This is a genomic window from Microtetraspora malaysiensis, assembly GCF_001528665.1.
In the GTDB taxonomy this organism is placed as follows: domain Bacteria; phylum Actinomycetota; class Actinomycetes; order Streptosporangiales; family Streptosporangiaceae; genus Microtetraspora_A; species Microtetraspora_A malaysiensis.
The window spans coordinates 1-20,276 of the sequence record NZ_BBYJ01000040.1 but is presented as its reverse complement, the minus strand read 5'-3'; the positions used below and the strand labels follow the sequence as shown (position 1 = coordinate 20,276).

The 20,276-nt window shown below is 71.8% G+C and carries 20 protein-coding genes; 11 read left to right on the top strand and 9 right to left on the bottom strand.

From position 1 onward, the window contains the following. Positions 1 to 49: 49 nt before the first annotated feature. From AWQ71_RS37140 to AWQ71_RS37130, 3 genes are read right to left on the bottom strand one after another with little or no spacing between them, the layout of a single operon-like run. A complete protein-coding gene (locus AWQ71_RS37140; RefSeq protein WP_067143245.1) occupies positions 50 to 958 on the bottom strand; it encodes an amino acid ABC transporter permease in 909 nt (302 codons plus the stop codon). 1 nt (position 959) lies between these two features. Continuing rightward, positions 960 to 1,913: an ABC transporter substrate-binding protein gene (locus AWQ71_RS37135; protein ID WP_067143242.1), complete on the bottom strand. Its 954-nt coding sequence runs from the start codon at positions 1,911 to 1,913 to the stop codon at positions 960 to 962. 15 nt (positions 1,914 to 1,928) lie between these two features. Beyond that, positions 1,929 to 3,497 carry an amidohydrolase gene (locus tag AWQ71_RS37130; protein ID WP_067143238.1) on the bottom strand — a complete coding sequence of 523 codons (1,569 nt, stop codon included), beginning with the start codon at positions 3,495 to 3,497 and terminating at the stop codon, positions 1,929 to 1,931. A gap of 111 nt (positions 3,498 to 3,608) precedes the next feature. Here AWQ71_RS37130 and AWQ71_RS37125 point away from each other — a divergent pair, with 111 nt between their 5' ends. Continuing rightward, positions 3,609 to 4,484, top strand: a complete 876-nt coding sequence (locus AWQ71_RS37125) for a LysR family transcriptional regulator (RefSeq protein WP_067143235.1) — start codon at positions 3,609 to 3,611, stop codon at positions 4,482 to 4,484. Positions 4,485 to 4,619: 135 nt separating this feature from the next. Beyond that, a complete protein-coding gene (locus AWQ71_RS37120) occupies positions 4,620 to 5,843 on the top strand; it encodes an amidase (RefSeq protein WP_067143232.1) in 1,224 nt (407 codons plus the stop codon). 38 nt (positions 5,844 to 5,881) lie between these two features. On the opposite strand, the gene AWQ71_RS37115 is transcribed toward AWQ71_RS37120, so the two are convergent. Next, a complete protein-coding gene (locus AWQ71_RS37115) occupies positions 5,882 to 6,589 on the bottom strand; it encodes an MBL fold metallo-hydrolase (RefSeq protein WP_067143225.1) in 708 nt (235 codons plus the stop codon). 96 nt (positions 6,590 to 6,685) lie between these two features. Between AWQ71_RS37115 and AWQ71_RS37110 the strand changes: the two genes are divergently transcribed. Beyond that, on the top strand, positions 6,686 to 7,216 hold the full coding sequence (locus AWQ71_RS37110; RefSeq protein ID WP_067143221.1) for a TetR/AcrR family transcriptional regulator: 531 nt from the start codon (positions 6,686 to 6,688) through the stop codon (positions 7,214 to 7,216). A gap of 24 nt (positions 7,217 to 7,240) precedes the next feature. On the opposite strand, the gene AWQ71_RS37105 is transcribed toward AWQ71_RS37110, so the two are convergent. After that, on the bottom strand, positions 7,241 to 7,783 hold the full coding sequence (locus tag AWQ71_RS37105) for an isochorismatase family protein (protein WP_218002124.1): 543 nt from the start codon (positions 7,781 to 7,783) through the stop codon (positions 7,241 to 7,243). Positions 7,784 to 7,842: 59 nt separating this feature from the next. On the opposite strand from AWQ71_RS37105, the gene AWQ71_RS37100 reads away from it, so the two are divergent. After that, positions 7,843 to 8,283 (top strand): MarR family winged helix-turn-helix transcriptional regulator, encoded by a 441-nt coding sequence (locus AWQ71_RS37100; protein WP_067143218.1) that lies wholly within the window; start codon positions 7,843 to 7,845, stop codon positions 8,281 to 8,283. On the opposite strand, the gene AWQ71_RS37095 is transcribed toward AWQ71_RS37100, so the two are convergent. Continuing rightward, positions 8,284 to 9,324 carry an Lrp/AsnC family transcriptional regulator gene (locus AWQ71_RS37095; RefSeq protein WP_084259716.1) on the bottom strand — a complete coding sequence of 347 codons (1,041 nt, stop codon included), beginning with the start codon at positions 9,322 to 9,324 and terminating at the stop codon, positions 8,284 to 8,286. Between the two features lie 330 nt (positions 9,325 to 9,654). Here AWQ71_RS37095 and cuyB point away from each other — a divergent pair, with 330 nt between their 5' ends. Further along, the gene (gene cuyB / locus AWQ71_RS37090; RefSeq protein ID WP_067143216.1) at positions 9,655 to 10,347 is read left to right on the top strand and encodes a cysteate racemase; all 693 of its coding nucleotides are present in this window, start codon (positions 9,655 to 9,657) and stop codon (positions 10,345 to 10,347) included. A gap of 63 nt (positions 10,348 to 10,410) precedes the next feature. Here cuyB and AWQ71_RS37085 read toward each other — a convergent pair whose 3' ends face one another. After that, a complete protein-coding gene (locus AWQ71_RS37085) occupies positions 10,411 to 10,893 on the bottom strand; it encodes a hypothetical protein (RefSeq protein ID WP_067143213.1) in 483 nt (160 codons plus the stop codon). After that, positions 10,890 to 11,414: an RNA polymerase sigma factor gene (locus AWQ71_RS37080; protein ID WP_067143210.1), complete on the bottom strand. Its 525-nt coding sequence runs from the start codon at positions 11,412 to 11,414 to the stop codon at positions 10,890 to 10,892. Before AWQ71_RS37080 ends, AWQ71_RS37085 begins: the two co-directional genes overlap by 4 nt. A 330-nt stretch (positions 11,415 to 11,744) precedes the next feature. Here AWQ71_RS37080 and AWQ71_RS37075 point away from each other — a divergent pair, with 330 nt between their 5' ends. Then, positions 11,745 to 13,004, top strand: coding sequence for a sensor histidine kinase (locus AWQ71_RS37075; protein WP_067143202.1), 1,260 nt, complete (start codon positions 11,745 to 11,747; stop codon positions 13,002 to 13,004). Further along, positions 12,989 to 13,648 (top strand): response regulator transcription factor, encoded by a 660-nt coding sequence (locus AWQ71_RS37070; protein WP_067143198.1) that lies wholly within the window; start codon positions 12,989 to 12,991, stop codon positions 13,646 to 13,648. Before AWQ71_RS37075 ends, AWQ71_RS37070 begins: the two co-directional genes overlap by 16 nt. Before the next feature lie 90 nt (positions 13,649 to 13,738). Here the strand turns inward: AWQ71_RS37070 and AWQ71_RS37065 are convergent, their stop codons facing one another. Next, on the bottom strand, positions 13,739 to 14,245 hold the full coding sequence (locus AWQ71_RS37065; protein ID WP_157570807.1) for a hypothetical protein: 507 nt from the start codon (positions 14,243 to 14,245) through the stop codon (positions 13,739 to 13,741). 52 nt (positions 14,246 to 14,297) lie between these two features. Between AWQ71_RS37065 and AWQ71_RS37060 the strand changes: the two genes are divergently transcribed. The 4 genes from AWQ71_RS37060 to AWQ71_RS37045 form a co-directional block, all read left to right on the top strand. After that, a complete protein-coding gene (locus AWQ71_RS37060; protein ID WP_067143193.1) occupies positions 14,298 to 15,701 on the top strand; it encodes a cellulase family glycosylhydrolase in 1,404 nt (467 codons plus the stop codon). 177 nt (positions 15,702 to 15,878) lie between these two features. Next, positions 15,879 to 18,164 (top strand): hypothetical protein, encoded by a 2,286-nt coding sequence (locus tag AWQ71_RS37055; RefSeq protein ID WP_067143189.1) that lies wholly within the window; start codon positions 15,879 to 15,881, stop codon positions 18,162 to 18,164. Between the two features lie 1,384 nt (positions 18,165 to 19,548). Then, entirely contained in the window at positions 19,549 to 19,827 is a 279-nt protein-coding gene (locus AWQ71_RS37050; RefSeq protein WP_067143186.1) for a hypothetical protein, read from the top strand. Positions 19,828 to 20,075: 248 nt separating this feature from the next. Next, positions 20,076 to 20,276 (top strand): hypothetical protein (locus AWQ71_RS37045; protein ID WP_157570806.1); only part of this gene is annotated, 201 nt, incomplete at its 3' end.

The following is a 20,276-nucleotide window of genomic DNA, read 5'->3' as shown; positions in this document are numbered from 1 at the left end:
CCGGATTCCACGCCGGACTCCGCGGACTCTGCGGACTTCACGCCGGGGTTCACGCGGCCACCTTCGGCAGGACCCGGGCCGCCGCGCCGCCGCCGCGCACCAGCCGTACGGCGTCAGAGCCGAAACGGCGCTCCAGCCGCCCCTGAAGGAAGGTCGCCACGGCCGTCATGAGCATGTACCAGACGCTCGCCACGATCAGCAGCTCCATGATCCGGTTGTTCGCCTTGTAGATCTGGCTGGCGTTGGTCATCAGGTCGTGCCCGGCGACCACGTAGACCAGCGACGTGGTCTTCAGCATCGAGATGAACTCGTTTCCGGTCGGCGGGATGATGATGCGCAGCGCCTGCGGCAGCACGATGACCCGCATCCGCTTGGCCGGTGTCATGCCCAGCGCGTACGCCGCCTCGGTCTGGCCGCGGTCCACCGCCTGGATCCCGGCGCGTACGGTCTCGGCGAAGTAGGCCGCCAGGTTCAGCCCCAGCCCCAGCATCGCCGAGGTGAAGCCGGTCATCACCTGGTTGGTGTCCCACTTGAGGCCGATCATGGTGAACGGGATCTTGAGCACCAGCTCGGGGAAGAGGAACGCCAGGTTGTACCAGAAGATGAGCTGCACCAGCACCGGCGTGCCGCGGAAGAACCAGATGTAGCCCGAGGCCAGCGCGCTCAGCACGGGGTTGTGCGCCAGCCGCATGACCGCGACCAGGACGCCGAGCACCAGCCCGAGGGCCGTCGCCAGCACGGAGATCTCGATGGTGACCCAGACTCCGGCCAGGATCCGGTCGTTGAACAGATACTCGGCGACCTTGCCCCAGTCGAGGTGCGGATTGACCACGACCAGGTAGACCAGCCAGCCCGCGACGGCCAGAGCGACCGCCGCGGACACCCAGCGGCCCCAGTGCAAGGTACGGGCGACGGGCACCGGAGGGCCGGACGGGCCGGCGATCGGTTCGGTGCGCACGTCACTTACCGCCGTTGACCACGGCCGACTCGACGGCCAGCGCGTCCAGGTTCCACGCCTTGAGCAGGTTGCCGTACTCGCCGCTCTTGATGAGGGAGTCGAGCGCGCCCTTGACGGAGTCGATGAGCTGGGTGTTGTCCGGCTTCATCCCGATCCCCCAGGGGGCCGCGGTGCCGTCGAGGGCGATCGCCTCCATTCCGAGCTGGGGATCGGCCGTCTTGTACGCGGCGACCACGTAGTCGGTGACGGTGGCCTGGGCGCGGCCGTTGCCCACCTGGAGCATGGCCTCCGTGTCGCCGGGGAACTTCAGGATGTCCACGGCGGGCTTGCCGTCCTTCTTGCAGTCGGCGTCGTAGCTCTCGGCCAACTCCATCGAGGAGCCGTTGTCGACGACGGAGACCGTCTTGCCGCACAGATCCTTCGGCCCGTTGATGCCCGCCGGGTTGCCCTTCTTGACCAGCAGCGCGGCGCCGGCCTGCACGTAGTCGACGAACGTGACCTGGCCCTGCCGCTCGGGGGTGTCGCTCATGGACGAGATGACGAAGTCGTACCGGCCGGTGAGGACGCCGGGGATCTGCGAGTTGAACTCCTCGTCGGTGATGGTCACCTTGACGCCGAGCTTCCTCGCGATGGCGCGCGCCAGGGCGGGGTCGAAGCCGATCGCCGTCTTGCCGTCGCTCGCGTACAGCTCCATCGGCGGGTAGCCGATCGAGGAGACGACCTTCAGGCCGCCGGACTTCAGGCTCGCCGGCGCCTTCGCCGCGAGTTCCTCGTCCGGGTTGATGGCGTTGATGACATCGGCCGCCTTCTCCTCGGCGGGGGCCTGGTCGAGGACGACGGCCGGCGCCGAGGCCGCCGCGTCGGAGTCTCCGCCGTCGAGGGACTGAGCGCCACAGGCGGCGGTCGCGGCCAGCAGCCCGCCGACGGCGAGCGTGGTGAGGATCCGGGTGTTCAAAAGGGAAGTGCTCCTTCAGATGAGCTGCCAGCGGACATCGCCGCCGACGACGGTGGTCAGGACCTTGGTGCGCAGCACCGCCTCGGGCGACTCCAGGTAAGGGTCGGTGTCCACCGCGATGAAATCGGCGAGTCTGCCGGGTGTGAGGAGGCCCTTGCGGTCCTCCTCGCCCGCGGCGTAGGCCGCGCCCAGGGTGTGGGCGGTGACGGCCTCGGCCATGCTCAGCCGCTGTTCCGGCTGCCACCCGCCGACGGGGGTGCCGTCGGTCCGGGTGCGGGTCACCGCGGCGTACAGCGCGGCGAAGGGGTTGGGGTGCTCGACGGGCGCGTCGGAGCCGAAGGCCAGCGCGACGCCGACGTTCAGCATCCCGCGCCAGGCGTAGGAGGCCAGCTCGTGGCCGGCCAGCAGTGAGTCGACCAGGTCGATGTCGCTGGTGCAGTGGACCGGCTGCATCGAGGCGACGACGCCCAGCCGCGCCATCCTGGACAGGTCGTCCGGCCGCAGGTGCTGGGCGTGCTCGATGCGGTGCCGCAGCCCCGGTGTGGCGCCCAGCGCCTCGTAGGCATCGAGGACCAGGTGGTTGGCCTGGTCGCCGATGGCGTGCGTGGCCACCGCGATGCCGGCCCCCGCCGCCCGGGAGAACAGCGCGACCAGTTCCTCGTACGGCGTGACCGCGATGCCGGTGTTGCCGTGATCGTCGGCGAAGGACTCGCTCATGTGGCAGGAGTGCGAGCCGAGGGCACCGTCGCTGAAGATCTTCACCGGTCCGGTGCGGACCCAGTCGTCACCCTGCCCGGTGCGGCGGCCCTCGGCGATGGCCTTCTCCAGGTGGATCATCGGGATCGCCTTGTGGACGCGCAGCTTCAGCTCGCCGGCGTCGCGCAGTGCCAGGTAGGCGTCCCGGCAGTCCTCGCCGTCGATGTCGTGGACGCTGGTCAGGCCGAGTCCGAGCAGCTCGTCCTGCGCGGTGCGCAGCAGGTCGCGCAGGTCGGCGGAGACCATCAGGTTGCGCAGCGGGTACGAGGCCGACTCGCGCAGGATGCCGGTGGGCTCCCCGTTGGCATCCCTGACGATCTCGCCGCCCACCGGGTCGGGCGTGCTCACGTCGATGCCGGCCAGCCGCAGCGCGGCCGAGTTGGCCCACACCGTGTGGCCGTCCACGCTGGGCAGCGCGACCGGCAGGTCCGGGCAGACCGAGTCCAGCGCGTACCGGTCCGGCTGGGCCGGGGGGTTCCACGTGTTGCTGTTCCACCGGCCGCCGAACAGCCAGGCGCCCGGCCGCAGCCGGGCCGCGTGCGCGGCCACCATGGCGAGGGCCTCGTCCAGCGAGCGCACGTCGCGCAGGTCCACCGCACCGAGGCTCTGGGCGTACTGCGCGGTGTGGATGTGCGCGTCGTACAGGCCGGGGAGCACCGCGGCGCCGTCCAGGTCGATCAGCTCCGCGCTCGGGCCCGCGGCCGCGCGCACCTCCGCCTCGGTGCCGACGGCGATCAGCATTTCGCCGTCCACGGCCATTGCCTGGGCCGGCGGGGCGCCGGCCTCTCCGGTGCGGATGGCGGCGTTGCGGTACACGCGAATGCTCATGTGACTCTCAAACGGGTTCGAGGAACGGTGGCCATCACCTTAGGAGTGGCGAAAAGAAGGCGGAAGCGCTATAAACACGACATTTGGCAGCCCTGAGAGTAAGGAGTGCTAATGCTCAAGCCGGAGCACCTGCGCACTCTCCGTGAAGTGGTCCAGCTCGGTTCGTTCGCCGCGGCGGCGAACCGGCTCGGGTACACCCCGTCGGCCGTCTCGCAGCAGATGGCCGCGCTGGAGCGGCAGATCGGCGTGAAGCTGTTCGAGCGCTCCGCGCACAGCGTGCTGCCCACCAGCGCCGCGGAGGTGCTGGCCAGGCACGCGCAGACCGTCCTCGCCGACCTGGAGCGGATGGTCGCGACCGTCCGGGCGGTGCACCGGAACAGCGAGCGGCAGCTCCACCTCGGCATCTTCCCCAGCTTCGCCGACGTGCTGACCGGCGTCCTGCGGAGGATGGAGCCGCGCGACCGGGCCGGCATCAGGGTCACCGTGGCCGAGTCGTCCCAGCTCATCCCGCGCCTGAACGCCGGCGGCGAGATGGACGCCGCGATCGTCTACCAGGTGGGGAACTCCGGCCTGTCGTGGCCGTCGGCGCTCGGTCGCCGCTGGATCGCGGAGGACCGCTACAAGGTCGTGCTCCCGAGATGCTGGCCCGACCTGGCGCCCCATCGGGCCGAGCAGCTCGCGGACCTGTCGTGGATCATGCACCACCCGGGTAGCAGCGACGCCTTGTTCTTCGACAGCGTGTTCGCCCGGTGGGGCCTGCGCCCCCGTGTCGCGGGCCACTCCGACGACTTCAAGATCACGATGGCGATGATCGGGGCCGGGGTGGGCGCGGCGCTCGTCCCCGACCTCGCGCTGCGCGGGCACGGCCCCGAGGTCGTGGTCGCCGACGTGCCGTGGCTGAACACCAGCCGCAGCATCTTCGCCCTCGCCCGCCCCGAGCGCGAGACCGCCCGCCTGCGCGCGTTGCTCGACGCGCTCGCGGTCTGACCGCGTACGGCGGTGCGCGGAGGGCTCGACGCGAACCGGGGGATATGTCACCATTTGCCGGTTCATGAGCGCGGCCGGACGGGCGACCCCGTCGCACCGGCCGCGCCGTCCGGCGGTGCGAGGAGGTCCCCGACCATGGAACGCGAGACGGCGCAGGCCGGGTCCGCCCAGGTGATGGCGGAGCGCGAGGCGGCGATCGCGCAGTCCGCCGAGGCGATACGCCTCCATGACGGGCACAACATCCTCATCGAGACCGGCTCCGAGCCGTTGATCGACCGGCTCGCCCGTCACGCCGTCCCGGCGCCCGCCGCCCCGGCCGAACTGTGGGCCTGGACGTTCGTGGCGAAGGACATGATCGACGTCGCCGGGCTCCCCACGACCCGCGGCTCCGCCCTGTACGGCGGCGAGGAAGCGCTGACCACCGCGCCCTGCGTCGAGTTGCTCGAACGCGCGGGAGGACTGCTGGTCGGCAAGGCGAACCAGCACGAGTTCGCCTGGGGCATCACGAGTGAGAACCCGCACTGGGGCGACGTGCGCAACCCGCGGCACCCGCACCTGTCGCCCGGCGGGTCAAGCGGCGGCACCGCGGCGGCGCTCGCCGCCGGCATCGCCCGGGTCGGCCTCGGCACCGACACCGGAGGCTCGGTCCGGATCCCGGCCTCCTGCTGCGGCGTGGTGGGGCTGCGCCCGCGGGCCGGCGCCGTATCCGCCGAAGGCGTCGCGCCGCTCGCCCCGATGTTCGACGTCGTGGGGCCGATGGCCACGTCGGTGGCCGACTGCGCGCAGGTGTGGCGGGCGCTCACCGGCGAGGCGGTCGAGCCGCCGCCCTCCCTGTCGGGACGGGTCGTCGGGGTCGCCGAGGGGTGCGCGCAGGCCGAGGAGTTCGCCGAGCTGGGCGCCGAGATCCGCGAGATCGCCCTGCCGTACGACATTCTCACCCCGTACTGGACGATCGTCGGCGCGCAGGCCCGGCGCACCCACGAGGCCACGTACCCGAGGGCCGCGGCGAGTTACAGCGAGGGCGTGCGGCGCAAGCTGGACGCCGCCGGCGGGATCGGCCACCGGGAGTACCGCCGGGCCGTCGAGGAACTCGCGGCCGTCCGGGCCCGGTTCGCGGAGGAGATGTCCGGCGTCGACCTCCTGATCACGCCGACGCTCGGCGGACCCGCGCCCCGGGTTGGGTGCGACGAGGCCGCCGTACGCGGAGAGGTCGGCCGCTTCACGTCGGTCGTGTCCGCGCTCGGCCTGCCCGCGCTGGCCGTCGGCGACCTGCAGATGGTGGGCCGCCGCGAGGCGGACGTCCTGCGGGCCGGCCTGTGCCGGGAGGCGTGCGGCGGCGGGATCCCCGAGCCCCGCTGACCTCCGGCCGTCAGGCCCGTACCTGGCTCAGGGGCGTCTCAGCCCTTCCTGACCGCCTCGCTCACCTGGGCCGGTGAGGTCCGCCAGGGGGCGCCGTGACCGGGGAGCACCCAGGACGCCGACAGTCCGGCGATCCGGTCGAGGGAGGAGAGTGCTTCGGCCGGGTCGTCGGTGAAGGGCGCGGGCTGCGGGCCTCCGCGCCCGGTGAGGACGTGCCGCGTGGTCAGGGCGTCGCCGACGAAGACGGCGTCGGCGAGCGGGACGTGCACCGCCACGCTTCCCGGAGAGTGCCCCGGCATGCCCACGATCACCGGATTCCCGGGCAGGTCCAGGACGTCGCCGTCACCGATCTCGGTTACTTCGCCGACATAGCGGGTGCGCAGGCCGTTCTTGCGGATGGAGTAACCGAAGAATCCGAGCGTCGGGCCGAGACGCATGGGGCCGAACGCGACCTTGGGCTTTTCTCCCGTGCGGGTGCGGACGGCGTCGGCGGCGTGCACGAACACCGGTACGCCGTGTGCGCTTCGTAGGCGTTCGGCGAAGCCGATGTGGTCGGAGTCGCCGTGGGTCAGCACGAGTCCGCGGATGTCGTCGACGGACTTGCCCAGGGAGTGGAGTTCGCGCTGCAGATCCCGCCAGTGGCCGGGCAGCCCCGCGTCGATGAGCGTGATGCCCTCGGCGGTGTCGACGAGGTAGCACGCCACGAGATCGTTACCGAGCCGGTGCAGATGGGGTGCGAGTTTCATTGGGCTTCCTTCGTGGGCTGGACGGAGACCGTCGATAGCTAACATAATTAGCTACGATGGCTAACGTCAATAGCTTTCATTCCGGGAGGACGACCGATGCCGACGCCTGAGAAGACCTCGTTCAGCAGGATCGTCGCCGCGGGACGCGATTTGCTGGAGGCGGGCGGCCAGCAGGGACTGACGATGCAGAACGTCGCCGAACGGGTGGGAGTGCGCGCCCCGTCCCTGTACAAGCACGTCGGCAACCGCGCGGCCCTGCTGGCCGCCGTCGCCGAGGCCACCGTCGACGACCTGGTCGCCCGGCTGGAGTCGACCGACGGGTCGATCGAGGGGTTGGCGCGCGGCTACCGGCAGTTCGCCCAGGCCTGGCCAGAGGGGTTCCGGCTGATGTTCTCCGCGGGCGCACCGCCCGAGGCCCTCGCCCGTGTGGCCGCCCCGGTGCTGCACGCCTCAAGGCAACTCGTGGGCGAACGAGACGCGCTTGAAGCCGCCCGCCTGGTGACGGCTTGGGCCGCCGGCTTCATCAAGATGGAACTCGCCGGCGCCTTCCGGCTCGGGGGCGATGTCGACCGTGCCTTCGAGTACGGCCTGGTCGGCATACGCCGGGCACTGGCGGGTGATCACTAGAGCTTCGGAAACCGGGTGCTCGAGTCAGATCAACTGGTGCAGGGCGGCGATGACCTGACGGCCGGTGGGCGTGGTGAAGTCGCGCACCATGTCGGTGGCGAAGCCCGCCACGGAGGTCACCGCGCCGCCCGCCGCCTCGATCTGCCGTAGGGCGGCCTCTTCGGTGCGACGGGTGATGCCGCCGCAGGCGTCCACCAGGACCTGGACAGCCATGCCGCCCTCGAGCGCGTCGAGGGCGGTGCGAAGCACCACCATCTCCGTGGTGACCCCACAGATCACCAGGGTGGGGCGGGACATGGACAGGACGGCCGCGCGCCAGGCGGTGTCGTCCCAGCAGGACGGGCCGGTGCGCACGTACGGCTCGCCCTCGGGCACCTCCTCGATCGTCCCGGGACCGCCCGGGCGGGGCGCGGCCGAGACGGTGAACGGTAGGTCGAGGGCCGCGACGAGTCCGTTCAGGACCTTGACCGAGCGGCGGATGGAAGAGGCCGGGTTGGTGGCGGAGGCTTCGACGATGCTGTCCTGCAGGTCGGCGAACACCAGCTGAACGGAGGCGGGGTTCAACATTTGTTCTCTCTCTCAATCATTCGAGTCGTGAACGATATTGAGACGGTAGCATTCTGGGTGTGAACGATGTCAAGCTGACTTCCACGCTCGCCTTCCGGCTCGGCACGCTGGGGGCCGTGGTGACGGAGCGCTTCTCGGCGCGACTGGCGGCCGACGGCCTCAAGCCCAAACACGTGGGGCTGCTGGCGATCCTGGAGGCCGGAACGGCGACCTCTCAGCTCGACATCGCCAAACTCATGAACGTGGCGCCCAGCCTCGTGGTCTCGCTCGCCGACCGACTCGAGGAGCTCGGCGCCGTGCGGCGAGAACGCGATCCCGCCGACCGGCGCAGGCAGACGCTCGCACTCACGGCGGAGGGCCGGGAGCTGCTGGCCGCGTGCACCGCCGCGGCGGCCGAACTCGACGCGGAGCTGACCGACGGTCTCAAGCCCGAAGAGGTGAAGGCGCTGCGCGGCGTTCTCGGCACGATGGCCGAACGCAGCGGCCTGCCCGCCGACTAGCTAGCCTTCCAGGCTCCACGGGTCCACCGGGACGACGCCGGTGCAGCGGCCGAACCGGTCGAGGCGCCGGCCGTAGAGCTTGGCCTGCCGCAGGACGATCTGGCGGTCGGCGATGACGACGTGGGGGAAGCGCTCCTCCAGCCGTACCACCAGCGGGTGCAGGTCACCCGCGGCGTGCAGGCCCACGGTGAGGAGCATGTTGCGGGCGCCGGCGAGCGCCGCGCACGTCCGGGTCTCCGGCCAGTCGAGCAGCGCCCGGCCCGTCTCCTCCAGCAGGGCGTCCGGCATCCGCAGCCACAGCACGGCCGAGGAGTGCCAGCCCGCGTGCGCGCGGGCGAGGTCGCAGCGGAAGTCGACGTCGCCGGACCCGACCAGGCGGGACAACCGGCGCTGCACCGTGCGCTCGGACGCGCCGACCGCGCGGGCCAGCTCGGAGTATCCCGCGCGCCCGTCGGCGAGCAGGGCGGCGAACAGCCGGCGGTCGAGCGCGTCCATCCGCCCGGTCGGCTCCGGCGCGGCGTGCCGCCGGGCCAGGGCGCGCGCGGCGCCAGGGGACAGCATGCGCAGCCGCCAGCGGCGCGAGGCGTCGAAGACCCGCGTGGCCACATGGGTGCGCACCTTCGCCACCCCGGGCACCCGCGGCAGGTCCGCGAGCAGGTAGTCCGCCAGCGCGGGCATCGAGGCCGCCACGGCGATCACGAACAGGTCGTGGTCCGCGGCGACGTGCTGCACGGTGATGAGGTGCCCGGCCGCGGACAGCCGGTCGGCCACCTCGACCGCCGCTCCGGCCGCGCAGTCGATCTCCAGGAACGCCACGCTCATCGCGTGCATCTGCCGCCGTCCCAGGGCGACGGTCGTCCACGCCTCGCCGGACGTGTTCAGCCGCTGCCAGCGCCGCGCCGCCGTCACCGGATCCGCGCCGATCGCCGCCCCGACGTCCACCCAGCTCGCGCGGGGGTTGATCTGGAGGGCGTCGATGAGTTCGAGGTCGGCCTCCGACAGCAGCCGCGGCGGCTTGATGCCGGAATCCTGCACGATCATCCCTTCAGTGACGCTTTGCTGCGTTTGGCGGCCGGAATCACCTTATCCGGTGATCCTTGTGCGGGCGCCTGTCCGGCCTGCCCCGGCCCCGCCGTACGCCGTCGTGCCTCCGGCACGTGACTTACGGCATCACGCGGAGGGGCTTCCGGGTCCGGGCGGACCTTTCACGACGGCTCACGACGGCGCGAGGGACCACACGGCGAGCCCCCGGCACGGTGCGGAAACTTCCGGGACCACGCGGGGAACCGGTGATCCCCCAGGGAGAGGACGAATCTCGATGACTCGGTTCGGCGGCACCCGGCGGGTCCGCGGCCTGGCCGGAGGCGGCCGGTGAGCGGACCCCGTCTGGTCGGCGTCCTGGGCGGCATGGGACCGGCGGCCACGGTCGACTTCTACGGCAAGCTCGTGGAGGAGACGCCGGCGACCAGCGACCAGGGGCACGTGCCCGTCGTCATCTGGGGAGACCCCCGCGTCCCCGACCGCTCCAAGAGCCTGATCGGCGACGGCGAGGACCCGACCCCGTACCTGCGACGCGGCATCGAGGGCCTGAAGCAGGCCGGGTGCCAGGTGCTCGCGGTGCCGTGCAACACCGCCCACGCGTTCGTCCCCCGCCTCGCCGACGAGGCCGGGCTGGAGCTGGCCAGCATCATCGAGGTCACCGCCGACGCCCTCGCCGCCGACGGCGTGCGCGCCGCGGGCGTGCTCGCCACAACAGGCACCCTGCGCGCCGGCCTGTACGCCGAGGCGCTGCGGCGTCGCGGCGTCGCGGTGATCGAGCCGGACGAGCCCGGCCAGCGGCGGGTCATGGCGGCCATCGGCGCGGTCAAGAGCGGCGCCGCCGGCCCGGACCACCGGCGGGCGCTTGAGGAGGTCTCCCGCTCCCTCGTGGATCGCGGCGCCGAGCGGGTCGTCGCCGCGTGCACCGAGATCGTCCTGGCCCTGGACGCCGCCCGCGTCCCCGTCCCGGTCGTCGATCCCGCCCGCCTGCTGGCCCGCCGGGTCGCCGAGCTGGCGCTCGGCTGACCCGTTCCGATCACCTGACCCGGCGCTCGCGCGTCGCGGCCGGGGCGTGGCGTCGTCGCGCGTTCACCGGTGCTCCCGGCCGGTCAGTTCGCGCATGCGGCGCAGCAGCGCGGCCCGCCGGGCGTGGGCGCGTACGGTCAGCGCCAGCGTCCCCGCGATGAACAGGCCCCCGACCGCAAGGGCAGGCCCTGTCCCGGTGCCGCGCTGAACGGCCACCACGGCGACGACGCCCGTGGTGGCGAGCGCGGCGGCCAGGCTGATCCAGGCGGCGATCACTTGATCGGTGGCGAACAGCGGAGCCCTGCGGGTCAGCAGCCACCCGCCGTACCCGGTCCAGAGCAGGCAGAACACGGTGAACAACGCGAACGCCAGGTGAGTGTGGCCGGGCAGCGGGCCGGGCTCCGACCACCACAACGTGCTCACCAACACCGTGCCGGTCATCCCGGCCAGCAGCGCCGCCACCGCCCTGATCCGCGTTGTGCGCGACAGCGTCGGCGCCAGCCGCTCGATGATCTCCTGCTCCGAAAGGCGCGGCTCTTCGGTCATGGCCTGTATCCCTTCTCTTCCAGGTGCTCACGCAGCAGACGACGGGCGCGGTTGAGCCGCGACTTAACCGTTCCGATCGGGATCCGGCAGATGTCCGCACATTCCTCCACCGGCAGATCCTCCAGATAGAACAGGACGAGAATCTCCCGCTCCAGCACCGGGAGGTCCGCCAGGAAGCTCACCAGCGCGGCGCGATCCACCATGGCCTCTGCCGGATCTTCGGCGACCACGTCGTCCACCACGGGAGCTTCCTTGGCCCAGGCGTACTCGCCGCGCAGACGATCGGTCACCGACCGCCGGGCGATCGTGAACAGCCACGGCGCGAACCGGCCGGGTTCTCGCAGCCGGGGAAGGCCGCGGACCACGGCCAGCCAGATCTCCTGGGTCACGTCGTCGGCCCGCTCGGCGTCCAGCATGCGCCGTACGTATGTCCACACCGGCACCCGCCACCGAGCCAGCAACTCGGCCAGTGCCGCCCGCTCGCCCAATTGAGCGCGGACCACCAGCAGCTCATCGGTCATGTCGTCCTCCCGTCAATGAGGACAGTCGGGGGAGAGGCGGGGCGGGTTCACGGTTCCCGAATCAGCGTGCGAAGCACGGTCACCGCATCGGTCTGACCTGGGGAATCTTCCCTCGTGTTGCCTGGCGTGGTGCCGACGTCAGGGAGTGCGTGGATGGCGCGGATCGGCCTGGACGTACGGCTGGGTGGGGCCAGACCCACTTCCGGGCCCACTCGGGCGGATCATGCTCCGGCACGGTGCACAGTAGACACCACGCCGTATCGGTCAGATCGCCGCATTTCAGGACGCGCGGATGCCACGGTCGGGGTCATGGAATGAGAAGGACGGTTCATGAGGCAGCTGGTGTCGTGGTCGGCGAGCGCTTGCGCGGGGTTCGTGCGAGCGTGCGCCGTGGTGGTCGTCAGCATGCTGGTCCCCGCCGTGTGGGCCGCTGCCGCGGTGCTGTGGATCTGGTGGTGGGATGGAGACCCGTGGTCCGGGATAGTGCCGTTCCTGTGGGCGTGTATCGGCACGCTCGCCCTGTCCCGCCCCGTGTGCCGAATGGTCCGCTCCCTCGTCGCGAAGTGGACGGGCACCGTCATCCCCGGCGGATATCGGCAGCCCGGGCCGGTGACGCAGATGGCGACCGGGTACTGGTGGAACGGATACTCCTACGAGCGCACCAGCCGGGACGCCCGCATGGATCAGCAGTGGCGGACCCGGTGGCGCGATCCCGCCACCTGGCGTGACCTGCGGTTCACGGCGATCGCACCGATCACCATGGGAGTGATCTGCGCGATCCCGCCGGCCGGAGTCGTGGCGGCGGTCCTCGGGTTCGGCCACCCGGGGTTCCCCGCGGTCCTTGCCGGGGCGCTCGGCGCGGTGGTGGCCATCGCCGGCGCGCCGTACGCCTGGCGGTCCATCGAGCCGGTAGCCGTTCGCTTCCTGCGCGCGTCGCCCGCGATGGCACTGCAGGACCGGGTGGCCGAGCTGACGGCCCAGCGCGCGGACGCCACGGTCGCGCAGGCCGCCGAGATCCGCCGGATCGAGCGGGACCTGCACGACGGAGCGCAGGCACGCCTGGTCGCGCTCGGGCTCTCCTTGGCGACCGCGGAGAAGCTGATGGAAACCGACCTCGACCAGGCCAGGGCGCTGCTGCGGGACGCGCGGGCCGGCGCCGCCACGTCGCTGACCGAGCTTCGCGACCTGGTCAGGGGCATCAGCCCGCCGGTGCTGAACGAGCGAGGGCTCGTCGACGCCGTCCGCGCCCTCGCCTTGGACAGCCCGCTCGAAGCGGCGGTCAGCGCCGACGTTCAGCTCCGCCTCGACCCGCCGATCGAGGCCGCCCTGTACTTCGGAGTCGCCGAACTGCTGACCAACGCGGTCAAGCACGCCCACGCGTCCCGGGCGCGGATCTCCATCGCCCGGGACGGCACCGGCATCGTCGTCGATGTGGAGGACGACGGCCGGGGCGGGGCCGACGTGCGACCCGGGGGTGGACTCGATGGGCTACGCCGCCGCCTCGCGGTCTTCGACGGCACCGTGGAGGTCACCAGCCCGGCGGGCGGCCCGACCCGAGTGAGGATGATGCTGCCATGCGAATCGTTGTAGCCGAAGACCTCTACCTCCTGCGCGACGGGATGGTCCGCCTCCTGGAGGCGTACGGACACCAGGTGGTGGCGACGGCGACCACCGGACCCGAGACGCTCGACGCGCTGCGGACATGGCGGCCGGACGTGTCCGTCGTCGACGTCCGCATGCCGCCGACCCAGTCGGATGAGGGCCTGCAGGCGGCCCTTGCCGCCCGCCGGGAACTGCCCGGACTGCCGGTCCTGATCCTTTCCCAGCACGTCGAACAGCTGTATGCCCGCGAACTCCTGGCCGACGGCGCCGGCGGCGTCGGGTACTTCCTCAAAGACAGCGTGTTCGACGCCGATCAGTTCATCGATGCCCTGGAACGCGTCGCCGGCGGCGGGACCGCCATGGACCCGGCCGTCATCACCAAATTGCTGTCCAGTGGATCCTCCAGCCGACGGCTTGAACAGCTCACCGAACGCGAACACGCCGTGCTCGGCCTCATGGCCGAAGGACTGTCCAACCAGGCCATCGGCCAGCGGCTCTTCCTCAGTGAGAGCGCCATCAGCAAGTACACGACCTCCATGTTCGGCAAGCTCGGGATCAGCGATGACGAGAGCAGCAACCGCCGTGTCCTCGCCGTCCTCACCTACCTGAACAAGACCCTGAACAAGACGTGAACGCGGGCGGCCGTCGCGCTCGCGGCGGCGCGCCGCGGTGGTGATCGCCGGATGCCGCCCGCGGCACCGTCTCCGAGTGACGAGGGCCGCTCAAACGCCTTCCTGGGCGGCCTCGCGAGAGGACCGGGCGGTGTGCCGGGCGGTCCGCGCGCGCTCCTTCCCGCGTGGCAGGGCGGCCAGGCCGGGGAGCCAGCCGAGCGCGACGCCCCATATCAGCCCGGTCACGAGCGCGCCCGCCAGATATCCGGCGTACGCGCCGAGGCCAGCGGACGCCGTCTGCGCGAGCACGACGGCCCGCAGCAGGTCGGCGAGCACGGCGCCCGCGAGGAAGGCGCCCCATGCGCGCCAGAAGCCGCCGCGCGCGAGCCCGACCACGGCGACGAGCACCAGAGCCGCCACGCTGTCGGCGAGCGTCACCGTCCAGGTCGTCTCCCCGATCGGGACGAGCCGCAGCCCGGGCGGCCCGAGGGGGAGGCCGAGCGCGGCGGGCACCGCCAGATAGCCCACCCGGGTGACCAGCGCGCCGCCGAAGAGGCCGGACGCGATGACGAGTACCAGCGTGACGGCCGTCGGAAGACTGTTGCGAGCAATGCTCATGTTCGGCATGCTAGCGGCGTCCACGTTTCTCACGGAAGCCCTCGGAGATCGGATGAAGAGAGCCCGGTGGATCATGTCCCTCGCCGCGCTGGTCGTACTCGCCGGGGGAGTGGCCGCGGCGACCAGGGGTGCCCCCGAGCCGGGCGGCCGCGTCATCACGGATGAGCAAGGCAGGACGCTCATCCTGCGCGGCTTCAACACGGCGGGCAGTACCAAGGGCGCCCCGGACACCCTGCCCGAGCTCACCAAGGCGGACATCGACCGCGAATACCGCGATATGGGGACAAACTTCGTCCGGTTCCTCATCATGTGGCGTGCGGTGGAGCCCCAGCCCGGCATCTATGACACGAAATATCTGGACAAGGTGGCGGAGTGGGTCCGCTGGTACGGCGAGCGCGGCTACCACGTCATGCTCGACATGCACCAGGACCTGTGGGGCAACGCCATCACCCCGACCGGCGTCGCGGGCAACGGCGCCCCCGCGTGGGCGACCCACCTCGACGGGCTTCCCGTCGACACCGACCAGCCCACCTGGGAGACGTACTACCTGGAGCCGGGCGTCATCCGGGCCTTCGACCATTTCTGGGACACCACCGGCGAACACCCGGAGCTGATGGACCACTACGCCAAGGCGTGGAAGGCGGTCGCCGCCAGATTCAAGGACGACCCCGCGGTCCTCGGCTACGACCTGATGAACGAGCCCTGGGGCGGCTCCGTTCAGGGCCCGCGCTTCGAGGCCGGACCCCTCGCCGCGCTCTACCGGGCGACCATCGCGGAGATCCGGTCCGTGGATCCGGATGGCTGGATCTTCCTGGAGCCGCAGGCGGTGGGCGTGAACTGGGGGCTGCCCTCGGCGCTCCCGCACTTCGACGACCCCCGGGACGGCGCGCCGCGCATCGCCTACGCCCCGCACCTCTACCCGCTGCCGCTCGACCTGGGCGACGACTACACGGCGGGCTCCAAGGAGTGGACCGACCGCACGATCGGCTGGTGGCGTGACAACGTGCTGCGCACCGCGGACCGGCTCGGCGCCCCGGTCCTGCTCGGCGAGTTCGGCCTCGACATGACCAGGCCGGGCGCCGCCGACCTCGTGGACCGGGTCGTACGGCTCGGGGAGGGGATGGGCGCGGGCATGGCGTACTGGTCCCGGGACCCGGGCTCATGGGGGCCGTACGACGAGAAGGGCAAGGCCACCCCACTGGTCGCCGCCTATGCCAGGCCGTACCCGAGGGCGATCGGCGGCGTCCCCGTGGACATCCGCTCCGAGGCGCGCTCGCTGACGGTGACCTTCGACGCCAACGGGACGGGCCCGACGGAGATCTACCTGCCCGCCGCCGGCTTCCCGGACGGCGGTCGTGCCTCGGAAGGCGAGGCGACCTGGGACGCGGCGCGGCGGGTCCTGACCGTCCGGACCAAAACCTCCGGCCGGGTCACCCTCACGATCACGCCCGCCTAGTCGTACTGGCCACGGACGTCGGTGACAGGGGGGCGGCCGCGGCGGGCCACTCTCTCCGCCGGGTCCCCGCCGAGCGGCGCGTCGTACGCGCGTACGGAGTTTGTCGGTGGGAGCGGCTAGTTTGTCGAGCACCCTCCGCAGGGCGTCTCCAGCCCTTCACCCCCCGGGAAACAGCACGTGCGTCGTTATCGTTTCGGGTGGTTCGCCGCCTCGGTCGCCGCCGCCTACACGGCCGCGGCCGTCCTGTTCGGTGTCATCGCGCTGGTCACCGGTGACGGCGGTCTCCTCGCCCGGCTGCTCACGTTCGGGCAGGCGGGAGGGGCATCCGCCGGATGGCCGGTGCCGCTCCTCGTCCTGATCGCCGCGTTCCACGGGTGGGCGCTATGGCAGATCCTGCGTGGGCGCCAGGCCGGGCCGGTTCCGGCGGCCGGCCGCGCCGTGCGCCTGCTTCGGGTGGCGCTGTACGTCCACGTGGCCTTCGGCCTGCTCGAATTGGCACCGGTGGACATCCCGTGGTGGGCCGAATCCGCCGCCGTCCTTGGGTGGCTCGTCCTCGTTGTGCTGTTCCTCGTCGTGATGCGCGGGACCGCGCGGGTGACGGCGGCCTTCGCCGCTGCGGCCGTGGCGCTGGGCGAGGTGAGCCGGATCGGCGCGGAGGTGGCCGAGCTTCTCGACATCCCGGTCGCCGAGCGGATCTTCGGCATCGCCCGGCTGTACGGGCTGCCCTGGATCCTGGGTACGGCGCTGCTTCTGATCGCCCAGGCGGCGGACGGCAGGTGGAGGCGGGCCACCGTGTGGGCGGGGTTCTGCTCCGTGGCGGTGCCGTACCTGCTGTTCCCGTTCTCCATCAGGTTCGCCTTCGCCTGGGCGGACGGCGGCGTCGGGCCTGTGATGTCAGGCCTGGCCACCGCGACCGCCCTGCTGGCGGCGGTGTGGCAGGCGCGTTCCGCCCACGAGCTCGCCGGCCCTCAGGCGGAGCCCGATGCGCGGGCGGCCCGGCCGGGGCCGGCGTCACTCCGCTCGCGGACACTCGCCGTGGTGGCGGTCGCGCTGCCCCTGCTCCCACTGGCAGTCGGCCTCCTCGGTGGCGCGCCGCCGTGGCCTGGGGCGGAGATCTCGTTCGGCTGGACCTCCTACGCGCCGGACGGCTTCCCCGACCTCATGCCGGCCGTGCTCGTGTCGCTGGTCGACGCCGTCGCCGGGGTGGGCGTCCTGTCCGTGCTGGTCCTCGCCTCGGTCCTGCGGAGGACGCTCGGCCTGGTGCGGGCGACGGTGCTCGTCCTGCTCGCCGCCGCCGCGGCCGAGGTCGTCATCGCGCTCACCGCCGCCGTCCCGGGCGACGGCCTCGGGTCTGGCCTCCAGGTCTGGGGCGACTCCGAACTGGCAGATTCCATGCCGGGCGGCTATCCCTCCGGCGACTTGCGGCTGTGGTGCGGCGGCGCCTTCGCCGTGGCGGCTCTCCTGCTCGTGGTGGCGGTGCCGGGTTCCGTCGGCCGGCCGCACTCGCGGTTCCGGATCGCGGCGACGGGCGCAGCGGCGGCCGCCCTGCTGGGCTTCCTTCCGGCGGCCGACCACGGAAGCGGCCCGGTCACCGCCGCCCAGGAGTGCGCGGGACGGTGGGAGAGCGGTGCCGAGCGGTCCGCCCCGACCGGTGAGAAGGCCTTCGTCTGCGCGGTGCGGGGCTCCTCCGTGCGGGGCTCCTCCGGCATGCTGAAGGTCGCGCCGGACCTCCCGGACCGGTTCCTGGTCTCCTACGGCCGCCGGCTGTGTGCCGTCCATACTCGAAACGACCCGGCGGAGCTCGCCCGCGTTCATCGTACGGACGGCGTCCAGGTCAGGGATCTCAGCCATGTCCTCGCGGACATCTGCCCGAGCGCCGCCGCCGACGTCGCGGCGGACGCCGAGCAGGAGGAGCGTGAGTTCCGGGAGTGGGAGGAGGAGCGGCGGCGCGTCTGCGCCACCGGGCGCCGCCACCGGCCCCGGATCAGACCGGTGGCCAGGGTCGTCCAGCGGGACCCGGTGATGATGGTGGACTACGGTGCCCTGGCGGCGTACGAACCTGACATCGCCGGGGAGGACTTCGAGGCGAACGATCCGTCCTACTCGGACGACCTGCTTGCCGTCGGGCCGGGGTTCCTCGACCTCGCCGTCCACCAGGATGTCCCGCTCTGCGTCACGACCGAGACGTACGACCGGCGCCCGCCCGTGGAGACCAGGGGATGGCAGCGCGTGGTCGAGGTCGGCTACGTCAGCGTCAGCGGCGAGATCAGGTTCGCCCACCCGTTGGGCGACGACTCGCTACCCGACCTCGCGGTCCGGGGCAAGGGCCACTACCGCATCCGGGTCCACTACTCATGGGACACGTCGAAGGACGGCGGGGCCGTCCGGCAACGGCTGCTCATCGTGTCGTATCCGGGTCGGGGAGACCGTCCCGTCGTCTACCGGAAGCCCGGCAAACCCTGACCAGCCGCGCCGGAGTGCTCGATGTCGCGTGTCGGCGGAACGGAGTCGGTTCGGTGGCGCGCGGTGGGCCGTGCCGGTGCGCGGTTCGTGGCGCGAGAGGTACGCCATGCCGATGCGCGGATCGTGGCGCTTCGTGGCGCGCCATGCCGCAGTGCGTTCGTGGGGCGGCGGTGGGCCGTGCTGATGCGCGGAGGCCGCGTTCCGGCTGCCGGTGCGCGGTGCGTGGTGCGCGGTTCGCGGGGCGTCGTGGCGCGCCATGCCCGCCAGGACGGCGCCCCGTCCGCTGGCGCGCTGATGCGATCACGCAGGCCATGCTCGTCCGGCACGCCATCGGAGGCGACCGCTACTCAGGATGAACAGGGCTTGGTGATCTCAGTCCGTCCCGCCCGAGCGCCCCGCCCAGTGCGCCACGCGGGCGGCGGGCTGGCGCGTGGGCGCAAGCCGGGCAAACTGGGCGGCATCAACGTTGCCGGCCGTAGCTGTAGGTCGCCTGGTTCCGGGACGCCAGTGATGGCGTCGACGACAGGGAAGCCGGCCTCCGGTGACGATCCACTGTGATCTTGCGGCTCACGAATGCCCACCAATCGGAATGCCGTCCGCAGTGCTCACAAATAGTGCAAGCGTGACTACTTAGAGTTGCCTATCGAACGCGTGAGCGATATCCTCGCAGAGGGTCGACCGTCAGACCGGGAGGGGAGGTGCGAAGAGATGATGCTTTCGGGTGGTGTGCTGCTGTCGCACCGACCGGAGGACGCATCTCCGTCCCGCTCATCCGACGCGCCTTCCACGTCCCCCCGGCGGCGCGGGTCCAGGCGGCATACGCCGTTCATCGGATCGGACCGTTTCTCCGGTGACTCTTATGGGGCGGTGCTTCTCGACCGTGCTCGCAGTGTTGGGCTCCTCGATGACGGTCGCAGCTCCGGCGGCCGAGAAGGCGCCGCTCCTCCCGCCCCGCACGACCCGGCGCGCCTCGAGGGGCGAGCCGTGCGACGCGGTCAGCCGGCCGCCACGGCGCGCTCTGACGGGCGAGGCGGGCGAGGAAGCGAGCCGGAGACGACGCACTCCTGGGCCCGTCGGCTGCTCGGCCTCCCGGACGCGTCAGTAGACCAGAAGCCTGACGGCGGAGGCCAATCTTTGGGTCCGGCGCGATCGCCGATCGCGCCCGCTCCCGCTGAACCCACCCGGTCCCGCGCGAAGCCTGCCGCCCCAAGGGAAGAGTCCGACGGCGGGGGCAAGCCGCAGCGCCTCGGGAGCGATGGCGGTGCTCTTTCCGGTCGAGACGAGCCGCAGTCCGGGTTTGACCGTGGTGACCTGTCGGCCTGGGATGGGATCTGGCAAGGCCGCCACTCCACCCTCCACGAGCCATCGTCGAACGGATCCCAGCGTGCCGGTCGGGACGATCGGCAGCAGAACGTGGGTCGGCGTGGCGGTGACCGGTGGGCCGCCGCCGATGGCCGGGGCACTGATGACCGGGGCGCTGGCCAGAGCTTCGAAGGTGATGGCCCGGCCGCTGGTCGTGACCGCCGGAGCGCTGGTCAGGGTGGCCAGGACACAGCTGGCCGGGACGCTGCCACCGACCGCCGAGACACTGGTGCAGGCAGTGCTGTCAGTGACGGCCAGAACGCCACAGGCCCGGATGCTGCTGGTGGTGATAGCCGGGTAGCGGAGTGGCCCGACCTGAACCTGGCTGGACGCGATGTCATCGAGTTGCTCGCACGTGCCGAGCGGCTGGCCGCGGCTGCGGGGAAGGTGCCGGGCCGAACCGAGACCGGGGTTGGAGTCGAGGCTGAGACCGGGGCTGGCGCTGGGGCCGGTGTTAACGCCGGTGCTGGGGCAGGGGCTGGGACCGAGACTGGTGCAGGGGTCGGTTCCGGTGCCGGGGTTGAGGCCGGTGCCGAGGTTGAGGTGGCGATGGCGGAGATCGTCGCCCTGGCCCGGGCGATCGATCTGGCCGAAGCCGCGATCGCCGCTCGCCTCCCGATAGCCGAAGCGGGTAAAGGCCACCACCTGTTCGGGCGGCGGTCGATCGGAGCATGGCTGGCATCCGCCACCGGGTCCCGCACCGCCCGCGCCGGAGAACGCGTCACACTCTCCCGGCAACTTCCGCGCCTG